At 36.9% G+C, this 14,371-nt stretch carries 13 protein-coding genes; 12 read left to right on the plus strand and 1 reads right to left on the minus strand.

Annotated features, from left to right (window positions below; translation table 11 throughout):
- Window positions 1-233: 233 nt before the first annotated feature.
- The 4 genes from AC3WJF_RS15235 (at window position 234) to AC3WJF_RS15250 (ending at window position 3,436) form a co-directional block, all read left to right on the plus strand.
- Entirely contained in the window at window positions 234-914 is a 681-nt protein-coding gene (locus AC3WJF_RS15235) for a phosphopantothenoylcysteine decarboxylase domain-containing protein (protein WP_492453641.1), read from the plus strand.
- A gap of 159 nt (window positions 915-1,073) precedes the next feature.
- Window positions 1,074-1,937 carry an aminoglycoside phosphotransferase family protein gene (locus AC3WJF_RS15240; protein ID WP_492453643.1) on the plus strand — a complete coding sequence of 288 codons (864 nt, stop codon included), beginning with the start codon at window positions 1,074-1,076 and terminating at the stop codon, window positions 1,935-1,937.
- Window positions 1,938-2,086: 149 nt separating this feature from the next.
- Complete coding sequence (locus AC3WJF_RS15245) at window positions 2,087-2,533, plus strand: UPF0715 family protein (protein WP_492453645.1); 447 nt, start codon at window positions 2,087-2,089, stop codon at window positions 2,531-2,533.
- 252 nt (window positions 2,534-2,785) lie between these two features.
- Window positions 2,786-3,436: an HAD family hydrolase gene (locus AC3WJF_RS15250; RefSeq protein WP_492453647.1), complete on the plus strand. Its 651-nt coding sequence runs from the start codon at window positions 2,786-2,788 to the stop codon at window positions 3,434-3,436.
- Window positions 3,437-3,678: 242 nt separating this feature from the next.
- On the opposite strand, the gene AC3WJF_RS15255 is transcribed toward AC3WJF_RS15250, so the two are convergent.
- Window positions 3,679-4,671, minus strand: a complete 993-nt coding sequence (locus AC3WJF_RS15255) for a DUF4003 family protein (protein WP_492453649.1) — start codon at window positions 4,669-4,671, stop codon at window positions 3,679-3,681.
- Between the two features lie 268 nt (window positions 4,672-4,939).
- Between AC3WJF_RS15255 and AC3WJF_RS15260 the strand changes: the two genes are divergently transcribed.
- The 8 genes from AC3WJF_RS15260 to AC3WJF_RS15295 all read left to right on the plus strand — a co-directional run bounded on the left by AC3WJF_RS15260 (window position 4,940) and on the right by AC3WJF_RS15295 (window position 14,357).
- On the plus strand, window positions 4,940-5,953 hold the full coding sequence (locus AC3WJF_RS15260; protein ID WP_492453651.1) for a LacI family DNA-binding transcriptional regulator: 1,014 nt from the start codon (window positions 4,940-4,942) through the stop codon (window positions 5,951-5,953).
- Window positions 5,954-6,401: 448 nt separating this feature from the next.
- Window positions 6,402-8,081: an ABC transporter substrate-binding protein gene (locus AC3WJF_RS15265; protein ID WP_492453652.1), complete on the plus strand. Its 1,680-nt coding sequence runs from the start codon at window positions 6,402-6,404 to the stop codon at window positions 8,079-8,081.
- A gap of 65 nt (window positions 8,082-8,146) precedes the next feature.
- The gene (locus AC3WJF_RS15270) at window positions 8,147-9,139 is read left to right on the plus strand and encodes an ABC transporter permease (RefSeq protein ID WP_492453654.1); all 993 of its coding nucleotides are present in this window, start codon (window positions 8,147-8,149) and stop codon (window positions 9,137-9,139) included.
- Window positions 9,136-10,077 carry an ABC transporter permease gene (locus AC3WJF_RS15275; protein ID WP_492453656.1) on the plus strand — a complete coding sequence of 314 codons (942 nt, stop codon included), beginning with the start codon at window positions 9,136-9,138 and terminating at the stop codon, window positions 10,075-10,077. The genes AC3WJF_RS15270 and AC3WJF_RS15275 overlap by 4 nt, the downstream gene beginning before the upstream one ends.
- Window positions 10,052-11,038 (plus strand): ABC transporter ATP-binding protein, encoded by a 987-nt coding sequence (locus AC3WJF_RS15280; protein ID WP_492453658.1) that lies wholly within the window; start codon window positions 10,052-10,054, stop codon window positions 11,036-11,038. Before AC3WJF_RS15275 ends, AC3WJF_RS15280 begins: the two co-directional genes overlap by 26 nt.
- 5 nt (window positions 11,039-11,043) lie before the next feature.
- On the plus strand, window positions 11,044-12,042 hold the full coding sequence (locus tag AC3WJF_RS15285; protein WP_492453660.1) for an ABC transporter ATP-binding protein: 999 nt from the start codon (window positions 11,044-11,046) through the stop codon (window positions 12,040-12,042).
- Window positions 12,043-12,081: 39 nt separating this feature from the next.
- Window positions 12,082-13,416 carry a GH1 family beta-glucosidase gene (locus AC3WJF_RS15290; protein ID WP_492453661.1) on the plus strand — a complete coding sequence of 445 codons (1,335 nt, stop codon included), beginning with the start codon at window positions 12,082-12,084 and terminating at the stop codon, window positions 13,414-13,416.
- Window positions 13,417-13,598: 182 nt separating this feature from the next.
- Entirely contained in the window at window positions 13,599-14,357 is a 759-nt protein-coding gene (locus AC3WJF_RS15295; protein ID WP_492453663.1) for a sugar phosphate isomerase/epimerase family protein, read from the plus strand.
- Window positions 14,358-14,371: the final 14 nt, after the last annotated feature.

The raw sequence follows: 14,371 nt of genomic DNA on the forward strand, positions 1-14,371 counted from the left end.
TAGTCTATCATACCATTATTGGATTATGGATAAGAGAGTTGAGTAAATGGAAATGAATAGAACAGGCAATAGAGTTTAGAAATAAAAATTAAGAAAAATATGGTAAAATTTAAAATGAAAAAACATGGGGAAGCAAAAGATGAGGATCAGTTTTGAAAAAGAGATATGCTAGAATTAAAGACATAATAATCAATTAACAGGTACTAATAAGTAATTTTGTAGAAGGTGATATTATGAGTTCTTTAAAAGGAAGAAAGATTTTGATAACGAGTGGAGGGACACTTGAAAAATGGGATAATGTCAGAGGACATACTAATTTAGCAAAAGGTACAATTGGGTGTTATTTAGCTGAAGAAGCGTTGAATAAAGAAGCAGAGGTTATATATTTGCACGGTTATTTTGCTAAACTTCCTGAAAATCATAGAAAGATGCGTTTAACTCAATTTGAGGGTATTTATGATTTAGGTGAAAAAATCAAAAACATCGTGCAATCTGAAAAGATTGATATTGTAATAATGGCAGCTGCTGGATCAGATTGGGTTGTTGATAAAGTATTAGATCAACGAGGAAATCCAATTTTAGAAGCAGGAAAAATGTCTAGTGATGAACCGCCAATTATTCATTTTAAAAAAGCTCCGAAAGTATTAACACAAATAAAGAAATGGAATCCAAACTTACTACTTGTCGGATTTAAATTAGAACATACAGATGATATTGATTACTTATTCGAAAGAGCAAAACTTCGAATGACTACTTCCAATGCTGAATTTATGGTAGCCAATAAAACAGGTTCACTATATGGTGAAGAAGCCGAACATTATATCGTTTCGAAATTTCATACACCCAAAAAATACAATAGTAAAAAGGATACAGCAGCGGGTTTAATAAATTTTCTTGCAGATTTTATTAACTAACTATTAAAGGATGCGTTATTCCAAGAAGGATTAACGCTTTTTTTGTTGAAGTTTCTATTAATGTAGGTAGAAATACAATAATTTGGATTGTTGAAAAGTAATTGTATTTCAATATTAAACTAATTAACAAGGATATAGATTATAAAGGAGGGAAAGTTGATGTTAAATCGTCACATTCAACAATTTGGATTGCAGGTACAATCCATTAGCGAGGTTGAAGATTCACATAGTTCCACTGTCTATAAATGTACTTTGTCTAATGGTGCAAATGTTTTTCTGAAAATCCCCTATACAAAATTGAAGTATCAGCGGGAGTTAGAAGCCTATAATATTTTAAAAGGAAGAGTTTCCATTCCTGAAATGTTGGAGTATTGGTCTGGTGATGAGGATTGCCCTGGTGCCTTTTTATTATCTGAATTAAAAGGAAAACCGTTAACATCAGAAGCATCACCAACAGTTGCGTTTCAAATCGGGGTCCTTCAAGCAGAGATGCATACTATTAGGCCACCTGCTGGGCAAGTGTTAACTGGCATAAAAAATGAATTTACGAACTGGTCTAATTTTGTTGAACGCCAATTTTATAGTTTTGCTGAGGATGTAAGAGACATACTGGATGCACGATTATACAAACTAGCCATTGAAAAATTTGAGAAAATGAAACAACAGCTCCCTTCTCCAGATGGACCAAGCTTCATACATATGGATTTTCGTCCAGCAAATATAATTGTTGATGGTGATAAAGTTTCCGGAATTATAGATTTTGAGAGTGTAAGGTTTGGTTCAACAGAAATAGATTTTACCAAACTGTATCGCGATTTTTTACGCTTTGATTCTACCTTGTATCAATCATATCGAGAAGGCTATAACAGTATTAGACCATTAATTGATTTAGAAATTGTATTGCCTTTCTATCGATTTACTGATGCCTTCAATAGTATTGGATGGTGTAAGCGTCGTGGAATCGAGAAGAATGCTTTATTTCTAGAAGAAAATGTAGAGAGTTTAAAAAAATTATTAATTTAAACTATCACCGAGATGAAAGTAGACTAAATGAATACTGTGGGTGTGTCTGTTTAGATCGATTAAACAGGGTTTGTGTATAACCACGATAGTGAAAGTAGAAATATGATACTATGGAATAAAATTACTCTTTATCATACGGGATGATTATTATGAAGACTTGTAAAATAACCCAAAAATTATGGGCGATTAGCGATATAATACCTTTTTACTTTTTTAGTTTATTATTTTCTTGTATCTCTTCATCTATTTTTATCATTGTCTGTTTTGGAGAACTATCTTGGCTTAAGTTACTGCCAATCATTTTTTATTCCGTTTGTACTTCTATTCCTTATTTACTATTTGCTATGCCTTTACAAATAATTTTTAATATTCGTCCACATAAATTTAGTGTATTATACCTTATAATTTACACACTCGTTTCTTTTGTTGCGGTATTATTGGTTAATATGATAATAGAAAATAGTACATTATATTTAATTAAAACCCTAAGATTTTATGCTGCAAGTATTACATTTGCAGTAATATATTGGTTTTGGGATTCTGTCTTTTTACAAAAGAGAGTAATGGCCAAAGATGAAAAAAGGAGCTGCGTTTGAGGCAGCTTTTCTTTTTACCTAAAAGCGCAGGATGGTTGAAGAAAGATGCCGAAGTAATTAAACAGAAATGAAGTTTTGTTTCTTCAAAAAGCCTAAAGACACTTGTTTGACATTAAGGCAACAAAATCGTGTGTTAAAGGATTTTCAAGTAGAAGGTATTATTGAGTAAATTCCTGGTGGCATTCGGATTTTAAATACATCGCGATTAAAAGCAAAAGCTAATCTTTATGAGATGCAGTGAGGAGTAACTAGATGAAAACATTTATTTTTGATTTTGACGGGACATTAGCCGATTCAAAGCAGTGCAGTATACTTGCTACTCAAGAGGCGTTCCAAACGCTAAGTTTAAATGTTCCAAGTAAAGAACAAATTGAACACTATATGGGCATCCCTATTGAACAGTCATTTAAAGAAATGGCTACAACCATCTTAAGTAATGAGGAATTTGATAAGCTACTTGTGTTATTTCGAGCAGCCTACAAAACATTTGAAAATGAAACATTAATGATGTTTGAAAAAATGGACGAAGTATTGGAGCAACTTGTACAACAAAGTATTCAATTGTTCGTTGTTTCAAGTAAAAAAACAGATGTACTTTATCGTAACTTACAAGCATTACAGTTAGATGGCTACTTTACAGACTGGATCGGTTCAGATCAAGTGAACCATTACAAGCCACATCCAGATGGTATTTTAAAGCTAGTTCAACAATATGGGCTACAAATTGAAGAGTGTATCATGATTGGAGATGCTATATTTGATATTCAAATGGGTCAAGCTGCTGGTTGCAAAACTTGTGCTGTAACTTGGGGTAGTCATACAAAAGATAACCTATTGCAGGAAAAACCAACTTTCTGTTTAGATGAAGTAGCTGAGCTTTTAACAATAAGTAGCCACTGTTAAAAATAACGGGGGAAAGAGTTATTAATTTAGATGTTGCTTCTATTTAGTTTGGTAGAATTACTTCTGATAAAAATAGCGGAAAAAAATCCATTAGTATTGTGAATAAAAATCTATCATAGGAGAAAATTTTTATGAGAAAATTCTTTGTACATCTTTTCGCTAGGATAACAGGGATTTCAAGTCCAATATAAAAAGAAGTGACCTTGCTCACTTCTTTTTTGTAAGTATTATTGTTATTGTCGTTAATTATTAGATGAATGCATAGTAGCAGTCGAAGTTGCAAACATTGTGGCTGTGCATGCAGCCTCATGTGCTTGTAAAATCGCTTGAATATTAGCGGCCATTCCAATGGAGAGGATATCATTATCCTTAATGTTATCTTGAACAAAGATTCGGATGGCCAATAAGAAACACATATCCTTATACCAGTGTAATTGCTTCTTTTCTTTTAACTGGGAATAGATTGTTACAATGTCAGATATTGCATTTTCCTTACTTTCAAGTAGAGCTAAAATACCTAATGCTGAATAATGCATTTCTTTTATTTTTACTGAATGTTTCTTGAAATCATCAAATAACTTCACACAGTCCTCTGCTAAGGCTACCCGATTATCCTTTTGACCATAAGCAAGAATGTGGGAAAGGTATTGCAAGTCATTTCCTTTTTTATAAGCGCGTTTTCCTAAATATTGATAGTAAAATTCAATATCCTCCATTTGTTCTTCCACATTACGAGCGGTTTGAGAAAGTAAAACAGCAAGTGGATAGTCGTCGTAAGAGGTAAGAAAGAAGTGACGCTTTCTCATAGCTTTATAGATTTGCAATGACCTGCTTATGCATTCAGTTTTATTGGTCTCCTCTTGCTGATTAGTAAGTAAAACATATGCGGCGATATAGGTATTAGGTCCTTTTTGGAAGCCATTTCCCGCAAGTTCTTCATAACAATCTTTTAATTCATCAAATGCTTGAATAGGATCGGAAAATTTATTTATTAGAAGTGCTGCTATGGCATACCGCATTTCCTGAGGGATATTGGAAAACCATTTCAGATGCTTTTTTATATAATTGGACACTTCAAGAAATTGCTTTGAATCGAACTCTTTTTCACTTGTTATGAATTGGGCTGTAATATTAAAGCGAATCTGTTTATCTATTCCCCAACTAATCGATTTGGTCAAAGTTTCAAAATCAGAAAGAAATTTATTTATTTTATGTTCAATTGCTTCTGGATTCATTGTAATACCCCCATTTAGTCTTATATATCAAATACGATTCCCAACATGAAAAGTTTCATATTTATCATTGATGGCTAGGGTAATAGAATAATCAAGATGTGGATTCTCGCTACGATTATTATCTAGATAGTCCAAGAAGGAAGAATGGTAATTTTGTTTATAATTTTTTTTCTGTAAATTTAAAATTTTTTTAAATGAAACCCTTTACATTTTGATTTTTCTGATAAATAATATAGTCAAACGTAACCGCTTTCGAAGGAGTTAAAAAATGCTAACAATCTATGATATTGCTAAAAAGGCAGGTGTTTCAGCGGCGACAGTTTCGAAAGTCCTTAATGGACGGTCAGACGTAGGAAAAAACACCATCGATACTGTTAAACGCATTGTAGAGGAATCGGGTTATCAACCTAATTCAATTGCAAGGGGACTAGCGACAAAGATATCAAAAACCGTTGGTGTTTTTTTTCAAGACCATTTAAACACAGGGTTTCGGCATCACTTTCTACAGGATATATTAGCGAGCTTTAAGGAAATTATTGGTGAAAGTGGCTATGACCTGATTTTTTTCGCAAACAATCACCCGGAAAATCAAGTGGAAACATTCGAAGCACGCGCAAAAAACCGAAATGTGGATGGATTATTCTTATTAGGTGTGCCTCGTACGGATCCAAATCTGATAGGAATAGTACAAAGTGGCATTCCTTGTATGTCTATTGATTTAGATTTAATAGGTCCAAATGCAAACTATCTATGCTCAGATAACATAGGTGGTGCAATGATGGCTGTCGATCATCTAGTGGAAATGGGTCACTCAAAAATTGCTTTTATTTCGGATGTTTATGTGACAAAACCTGGTTCTGATAGGTTAATTGGCTTTAAAAAAGCCATGGAAAAGCATAAGTTGCCTATTTTTTCTAAATGGATTCTTCCGGGTGACTTTTCTGAAAATGGTGGCTACTTGTCAACAAAGCAATTACTAGAAAGTGATGATATACCTACTGCGATTTTTTATGCTGGGGATATGATGGCTATTGGTGCAATGGAAGCTATTAAAGAAAGGGGGTTGAAAATAGGGGAGGATATTTCATTAATAGGTTTTGATGATATTACTCTATTAAAATATGTTACTCCGAGCTTAACGACTATCAGACAAAAGAAAGATGAAATGGGAGAAATAGCTGCTAGAGAATTGCTTAAGCTTATGAATGATTCAAATTATTCTTCTATCCCCCTCACAATTGAAACGGAATTAGTAATCCGTGATACCGTTAAAAAATTGTGACCTCAAGATGAGTAAGCTGTTTTTATTAAAAAAAGATGGAATTTAAGGAGGTGGTGATATAATTTCGAATTTACATGAAATCGTTTTAATGATAATCACCAGTGCATTTTTAATGTAATTTACGAAACCGCTTTCGACAAATTTTTCATGAACGGTTGTAGCCAAGCCCAATATATGAATGTTGGCCGACTTACTATTACAGCACTGTATTCATCCCTCATAAAGGCTAGTTCAAACAAATCGACCAGCAATTTATTTTTCACGGGTTGTTTTCTTGTTAATTGTTCTTTTTCGTTCTTTGTTTCGTTTCCTATTAAGGTTTAGCTTCGGAGCATCTCTTCTTAGGATTGCCCATTCTAAATCTGAAGGAAAAATTCATGAGTTTTTTGATTACAATTACAACAAAGTTTAAGAAAAGAGCCTTACACAAAAATTAGGAGGAGTGTAAATGAAGATTAAAAGATTGATGTCGATTTTTCTTATGATCTTTCTAGCTTTTACTTTAATCTTGGCAGGATGTACGGACAAAACCTCTTCAAATCCAGGTGATAAAAAAAATACTGGTAGTTCCTCAAACAAGAATCCTAAGCCACTAGTTATTGGTTTGTCACCTGCTGGCCAGTGGCAAGAAAATTTTAACCCATTTTCGAATACTGCAATGGGTGGAACAAACGGTTTGATTTTCCAACCCCTTTATTATTTCGACCCTGTTAGTGGGAAGGATAATCCAATGCTGGCAACAAGTTATGAATGGACAAATGATAATAAAACACTCGTTGCGACACTCAGGGAAAATGTAAAGTGGTCAGATGGCGAAGCATTTACCGCTGACGATGTTGTGTTTACGTTTGATTTATTGAAAAAAGACCCAGCTGCTGATTCATCTGGTATATGGAAGGAAGTTACCTCTGTTGATAAACAAGGGGATAATCAAGTTGCCTTTAATTTTGATCAACCAAATGTACCATTCCAATCCTATGTTTTAGGTGTAGATATTGTACCACAACATATTTGGAAGGACCTGGGTGATGCTTCTAAAGCGAAAATAACACAGGAGTACGCTATTGGAACAGGTCCGTATCTACTAGAATCATTCACTCCACAGCTTTATAAAATGAAGGCGAACCCAGACTTCTATGGCGGTGAGTATGCCGTTAAGGAACTTCAATTCCCTGTTTATAGTGGAAATGATAGTGAACAATTAGCCCTAACAAAGGGTGAACTTGATTGGGCAGGTATTTTTATTCCTGATGCAGATAAGGTTTATGTCTCAGCAGATAAGGATCACAACAAATACTGGTTCCCAGCTAGCAATAACGTAACTCTTTATCCAAATTTAACTAACCCGTTATTGAAAGACGTCAATGTTCGTAAAGCCATCAGTTTAGCGATTGACCGTAAGAAACTTTCAGAACAAGCTGCATCTGGTTATGACCCACTACCTAGCACAACGGCATTAATCTTACCAAGAGATGAAAAATGGCTTGACCAAAGCATTCCTCAAGATAAATTAACATTTGATTTTAACACGGATGCAGCCGTGAAAACATTGCAAGATGCGGGCTATAAAAAAGGCAAGGATGGCATTTTCGTTTCACCAGATGGCAAGAAGTTGTCCTTCACCTTGCAAACGGTTTCAGGTTGGACCGACTGGACAACAATGGCACAGCTAATTTCTCAAGAATTAAAAGTGATTGGTCTTGATGTGAAAGTCCAACAGCCTGAGTACGCAGCGTACGCAACAAATGTTACAGGCGGAAAATATGATTTGGCTATTTCATGGACCAATTCAGGGCCGGACCCATATAAGCAATACCAAGATATGTTGAACAGCCATGGTGGCTGGAACTTAGAAAAATGGAATGATCCAAAGACAGATGCAGCATTGCAGAAATTCCAAAGTACTACAGATGAAGCGACGCAAAAAGAAGCGATTAATTATCTGCAAAATGTCATGGTAGATAAAATGCCAACTATTCCGCTAGTTAATGGTCCAGTTTGGTATGAATATAGGACGGAAAATTACACAGGTTGGCCAACAGAAGATGATCCATATGCGAACCCAGCTCCATTTAACTGGCCTGCACCAGCGATTACTTTATCGAAATTACAGCCAAATAATAAATAATATTTTAAGGAAAAGGGTCTATACCCTTTTCCGCCTATTTTTACGAACAACAGGGGGGGGAATCAATGCGTTACATTATCAATCGCCTCGGTTTTTTTGTTCTATCACTATGGGCTGCCTTTACCATTAATTTTATTCTGCCGCGTATGATGCCTGGGAGTCCCGCTGATGCCATGTTCGCCAAGTTCCAAGGACGCTTAACACCAGAAGCCTTAGATGCGATGAAGAAAGCATATGGAATCGGGCAATCTACTTTATGGCAGCAATATATTGATTATTTACATGGTCTTTTTACTTTTAATTGGGGTTTGTCCTTTATGCAATACCCGACACCTGTAAAAGATATGATTCAAAATAGTTTACCTTGGACGATAGGCTTGGTGGGTATTTCTACCTTACTCTCCGTTTTTCTCGGAACAATATTAGGGGTTTATATTTCTTGGAAAAGAAAAGGATTATTAGATAATACACTGCCGATTGTTTCGATGATTTTTCAATCCATGCCTTACTTTTGGGTTGCGTTGTTATTCGTATTTATTTTTGGATTCAAACTGAACTGGTTTCCGATGGCGCATGGTTACGACCCGGCCATCACACCAGGCTTTAATGGAACTTATTTAACGAGTTTAATAAATCATGGTTTCTTGCCCGCTCTCACTTTATTACTCGGTTCTTTAAGCGGTTGGATTGTGGGGATGCGGAACAATATGATGTACACACTTGGGGAGGATTATGTCACTTTTGCCGAAGCAAAAGGAGTAAGTACGTCTCGTCTTATGTTTTCCTATGCTGCCCGTAATGCCATTTTGCCACAATTAACTAGCTTTGCGATTGCAATCGGAAATGTTGTAAGTGGTTCCATTTTAACGGAACAAGTATTTTCTTATCCAGGAATTGGGAACCAATTAACTTCTGCGGTACAATCACAGGATTTTCCAATGATTCAAGCCTCTTTTCTTTTAATCGCAGTCGCCGTCCTTGTTGCAAACTTGATTGTTGATTTGTTGTACAGCAGATTAGATCCTCGGATCCGGACTGGGAGGGAAGTAGAAGGATGAAGGCTGAAATCACACCATCTCCGCAAATGAATATCAAAACCACAAATCAATTATGGAGGGTAATAAGACCATTAAAGGTATTTTTTAGTAATGGAAAATCAGCTACTGGATTTATTATCTTTTTAATCTTTCTTATCATTGCTATTTTTGCTCCATTGATAGCACCATATTCACCAAGTGCAGCCATTTATGATCCGAATTTGCCGCCAACGGCTGCTCACTGGTTTGGAACGACAAACACCGGTCAAGACATCTATTCGCAATTTATTTATAGTGCACGAAATACGATGATTGTCGGATTTGGTGCTGGTATTCTCTCGACCATAATCGGCTTAATATTTGGGGTAATAGCGGGCTACCGTGGTGGTTTGACCGATGCAATTCTTAGCTTTATTATGAATCTCTTTTTGGTACTGCCGGGCCTTGCCTTACTAATCGTTATCGAGTCCTATTTGAAGGCTTCGACACCTTTCGTAAATGGTCTAATTATTGCTTTAACAGGATGGGCGTGGGGTGCTCGGGTTTTTCGGTCACAAACGATGACACTGGCAAGGAGAGATTTCATCTCCGCTGCCAAAATGTCCGGGAAATCATCTCTCGGGATCATGATTACCGAAATATGTCCGAATATGATGTCGATAATCGCTGGGAATATTATGTTTGCGACCTTAGGTGCCATACTTGCTGAAGCAGGCTTAGCATTTCTCGGGTTTGAGGACATTAATTCCACAAGCTGGGGAATCATGCTTTACTGGGCGGGCTCCAATGCAGCATTACTAAGAGGTGCTTGGTGGTGGTTTGTTCCTCCTGGTATCGGAATCGCATTAGTTGGACTCAGCTTAGTACTTATGAACTTTGCAATTGATCAAATCACCAATCCTCGTTTGAAGACGCAAAAAAGGAGGAAGAATCATGGAAGAAAAACAGCCCGTGCTTGAACTACAAAATGTTTCCGTCTGCTATGATTCTCCGTCAGGAATGGTCCAAGCCGTTAAGGACGTCTCTCTTAAAATCTATGAAAATACGATAGTTGGTCTAATCGGAGAGTCTGGATCAGGAAAATCAACATTAGGAAATGCTATCATGCGCTTGTTAAAGAACAATGCTGTCTTGACCTCAGGAACTATTAAGGTAATGGGCAAAGATGTCTACAGTATGAATAAAAACGATTTAAGAAAATTCCGCTGGAGCCAAATGTCAATGGTTTTTCAAAGTGCAATGAATGCCTTAAATCCCGTATTAACCGTTGAAGAGCAAATATTAGATGTTTTCCTAAGTCATGATAAAAGTATGTCAAAGCAAGATGCCAAAAAAAGAGCAATTGAATTAATGGGAATCGTTAGTATTGATCCGAAACATTTAAAAAGTTATCCACATGAACTTTCAGGAGGAATGAGGCAGCGAGTCGTTATTGCCATTACCATCGCCCTTGATCCGAAGCTCGTTATTATGGATGAACCAACTACCGCATTGGATGTTGTCGTCCAACGTTCCATTCTGGATAAGATTAAGGAAATCCAAAGGGTGAAGAAGTATGCCATTTTATTTATCAGTCATGATTTTAGCTTAGTTTCTGAACTTGCATCAAAGGTCGCAATAATGTATGCTGGGCGCTTTGTTGAAGTGACGGATAACCAGTCTCTCTCCCAATCGGAAAGGCATCACCCATATACACAAGGGTTGCTTAAGGCTATTCCTCATTTAACAGCCGAAGATGTAACGATTGAAGGTATCCCAGGGAATCCACCAAATTTGGTTGATCTTCCAAGTGGCTGCGCATATCATCCACGTTGCCCCTTTGCTTTTGACCTATGTAAGAAAGTGCGACCAGAAAACCGTTACGTTGATGGTAGAGCGATAGAATGCCATCTATATGATACGGTTCGGACGGAGGTGTAAGATCCTTGAAGCAGTCATCCACATTAGTTGAAATAGAAGACCTTGTCATCAAGTTTCCCGTACGCGGGGATCAGAAGAAGAAATATATAACACCCGTTGACAAAGTGAATCTTGAGATTAATAAAGGCGAGGTACTTGCTTTGGTTGGTGAGTCTGGAAGTGGAAAAACAACCATTGGCCGTGCCTTAGTCCGATTATTAAAACCAACGGAAGGTACTATAACGGTTCTTGGAAAAAAGATTAATGAAATAAAAGGAAAGGATCTGCAAGAATACAGATGCGTAGCACAAATGATTTTCCAGGATCCTTTTGGGTCATTAAATCCCGTTAAAACCATCGAAAGTCATGTGAAATTTCCGTTAAAAAAACATCAAGGTTATAGAGGCAAGGCATTGGATCAAAAAATTACAGAATTACTGCTTCAAGTTGGGTTAACACCAGTAAATGAAATCCGAAAAAAACATCCTCATGAATTATCTGGAGGACAGCGGCAACGCTTAGCTATTGCTCGAGCTTTAGCGGTTAATCCACAATTTATCGTGGCCGATGAGCCCACCTCCATGTTAGATGTATCGATAAGAGCAGGGATTCTTCAACTGATGAATGATTTAAAACGAGATTTAGGTTTGTCCTATTTATATATTACACATGACTTAGCATCCGCACGTTATTTTGGTGATCGAATAATGGTTTTATATGGCGGCAAGGTCATGGAGATAGCGGAATCAAAAGAATTAATCAAAAATCCGTTAAACCCTTATACCCGATTGCTTTTAGCAGCGACTCCTGGAAGTGAATCCCAAATAGATCTTACAAATATGACGAACGATCCTCCAGATTTATCAGAAGGTAGAAAAGGTTGCCCTTTCGTTCATCGCTGCCCATTAGCAACAGATGTGTGCAGGGAGACTATGCCACCGTTGGAACAAGCCGAACAGAATCATTTTGTAGCCTGCCACCATTTAGATAAAAGGGAAAAATGGAATGAAATAAGTAGATTGTGATTTACTACTAAGCTATCAACAGAAGGAAAGGGTGAAAAAATGAAAACATTTCCAAAAGTCTTTACATGGGGAGTAGCCACGGCATCTTATCAAATAGAAGGGGCCGCACATGAAGAAGGTCGAGGAGAATCGATTTGGGATCGTTTTTCTCGTCAACCAGGAAAAGTTTATAAAGGGCAAAATGGGGAGATCGCTTGTGACCATTTTCATCGATACCCAGAAGACGTTCGGTTAATGGCAGATCTCGGAATTAAATCTTACCGTTTTTCATTTGCTTGGCCACGACTTTTTCCTGAGGAGGGAAAATTTAATCAAGAAGGTCTTAAATTTTATCAACGTCTCCTCGATGAGTTAGAGGCTAAAGGAATTGAACCTGCTGCAACAATCTATCATTGGGATTTGCCCACATGGCTCCAAGATAAAGGTGGTTGGACCAATCGGGAAACGGTCGATCATTTTGTGGCGTATGCAAAGATTTTGTTTGAGGCATTTGGGAGTCGAATTAAATCATGGATTACACATAATGAACCTTGGTGCGCTGCTTTTCTAGGTTATGCGTTAGGCATTCACGCCCCTGGTCGTATGGATTGGAATGAAGCGTTGATCGCTTCCCATCATTTGCTGTTATCTCATGGAAAAGTCGTTAATTCCTACCGATCAATGGGGTTAGATGGCGAGATTGGGATCACGCTTAATCTGACTCCAACCGTTCCGGCGACTAATACACCAAAAGATATTGCAGCAGCAACGCACTCGGACGGATTTGCCAATAGATGGTTTCTCGACCCTGTTTTTAAAGGAAGCTATCCGGAAGACATGATGGCACTTTATGAAAACAGATTTGGGCCACTTCTCTTTTTAAAAGAAGGTGATCTTGATACTATTTCCACAAGAATAGATTTCTTGGGAATAAACTATTATTCTCACAATATAGTTGAGGAAGATCCGAATAATGATGTTTTAGGAGCAGGAACCATTAGTGAAACGGAAAATGTGACAGACATGGGCTGGGGAATTCATCCGGAATCTTTATACCATTTGCTGACCCGCATTAAAACGGAATATACTGCTATACCACTTTATATCACCGAAAATGGTGCAGCGTTTCCTGACCAGAAGATAGATGGGAAAATAGAAGATCATGATCGAATCAAGTATCTCCTTGATCATTTTGCAGCAGTTCATCGATTTATTGAAGAGAGCGGAAATTTACAAGGCTACTATGTCTGGTCGTTCATGGACAATTATGAATGGTCATTTGGTTACTCAAAACGTTTTGGAATTGTCCATGTCGATTATGAAACGCTAGAACGAACACCAAAGGAAAGCTATAAATGGTATCAAAAAGTAATTCAGAAGAATGGAATTGATTAAGATTACAATCTTAGTATAAATAGTTCTTCATTCAGATTTATGAAAGCCACCTTACACCAAGAAAACAAGGAAAGTGTCCTTCATAATGGTAATGAAATCCATTTTTTATCTAGTAAAATAATAATAATTGTTTATCATCATCCATCTGTTAAACTCGGAATTTAATAAAAGGAGATAATCATATGACAAAAATACCAGTTGCTCTTCAAATGTATTCACTCCGTAATGAGTGTGAAAGGGATTTTATTGGAACTCTTGAAAAAGTTGCTAAGCTTGGTTTTGATGGCGTAGAATTAGCGGGTTATGGCGGGTTAGATGCATCAGAATTAAAAAAGGTATTGGATCATTTAGGACTCCATGCTGCTTCGAGTCATGTTCCGCTAGATTTATTAGAAAGTCAGCTCCATGAAGTAATCCATTATCAGCAGGCAATTGAAAATACTCATATTGTTTGTCCGTATCTAATGCCAGAACAACGAACACAAGAATTTTACTCCAGTCTTATTCATACACTGAACCGTGTCGGCGAAATATGTTACAAAGAAGGAATCACTTTCTCTTACCATAATCACGATTTTGAATTAACAACGCTAGAAAATGGAATGAAACCACTTGAATGGCTTCTAAAAGAAACAAATCCGGAGTGGGTGAAAGCGGAATTTGATGTGTATTGGCTGAAGAAAGCTGGTGAAGATCCATGCGAATGGTTAAAACGCTACAAGGGTAGAACACCGCTTGTTCACTTGAAGGATATGACTACAGATGAAGAACAATTTTTTGCCGAGCTTGGAACTGGCGGGGTTGATATTGACTCGATTTTATCACTTGGGGATGAATGCGATGTGAAGTGGTGGATTGTGGAACAAGACGATAGTAAACGCTCACCTCTTGAAAGTATTGAGATGAGTAGTCTCTATCTGAAACAAAAAGGTATTCTATAAGGCTATTTTCTTAA

This window comes from Heyndrickxia sp. FW510-T9, assembly GCF_058781025.1.

Excerpts from the sequence above, each read along its gene's own strand:
- AC3WJF_RS15275 (WP_492453656.1), top strand. The coding sequence starts at position 9,136 with ATGAAGGCTGAAATCACACCATCTCCGCAAATGAATATCAAAACCACA.
- AC3WJF_RS15250 (WP_492453647.1), top strand. The coding sequence starts at position 2,786 with ATGAAAACATTTATTTTTGATTTTGACGGGACATTAGCCGATTCAAAG.
- AC3WJF_RS15280 (WP_492453658.1), top strand. The coding sequence starts at position 10,052 with ATGGAAGAAAAACAGCCCGTGCTTGAACTACAAAATGTTTCCGTCTGC.
- AC3WJF_RS15270 (WP_492453654.1), top strand. The coding sequence starts at position 8,147 with ATGCGTTACATTATCAATCGCCTCGGTTTTTTTGTTCTATCACTATGG.
- AC3WJF_RS15260 (WP_492453651.1), top strand. The coding sequence starts at position 4,940 with ATGCTAACAATCTATGATATTGCTAAAAAGGCAGGTGTTTCAGCGGCG.
- AC3WJF_RS15290 (WP_492453661.1), top strand. The coding sequence starts at position 12,082 with ATGAAAACATTTCCAAAAGTCTTTACATGGGGAGTAGCCACGGCATCT.
- AC3WJF_RS15265 (WP_492453652.1), top strand. The coding sequence starts at position 6,402 with ATGAAGATTAAAAGATTGATGTCGATTTTTCTTATGATCTTTCTAGCT.
- AC3WJF_RS15255 (WP_492453649.1), bottom strand. The coding sequence starts at position 4,671 with ATGAATCCAGAAGCAATTGAACATAAAATAAATAAATTTCTTTCTGAT.
- AC3WJF_RS15295 (WP_492453663.1), top strand. The coding sequence starts at position 13,599 with ATGACAAAAATACCAGTTGCTCTTCAAATGTATTCACTCCGTAATGAG.
- AC3WJF_RS15235 (WP_492453641.1), top strand. The coding sequence starts at position 234 with ATGAGTTCTTTAAAAGGAAGAAAGATTTTGATAACGAGTGGAGGGACA.
- AC3WJF_RS15240 (WP_492453643.1), top strand. The coding sequence starts at position 1,074 with ATGTTAAATCGTCACATTCAACAATTTGGATTGCAGGTACAATCCATT.
- AC3WJF_RS15245 (WP_492453645.1), top strand. The coding sequence starts at position 2,087 with ATGAAGACTTGTAAAATAACCCAAAAATTATGGGCGATTAGCGATATA.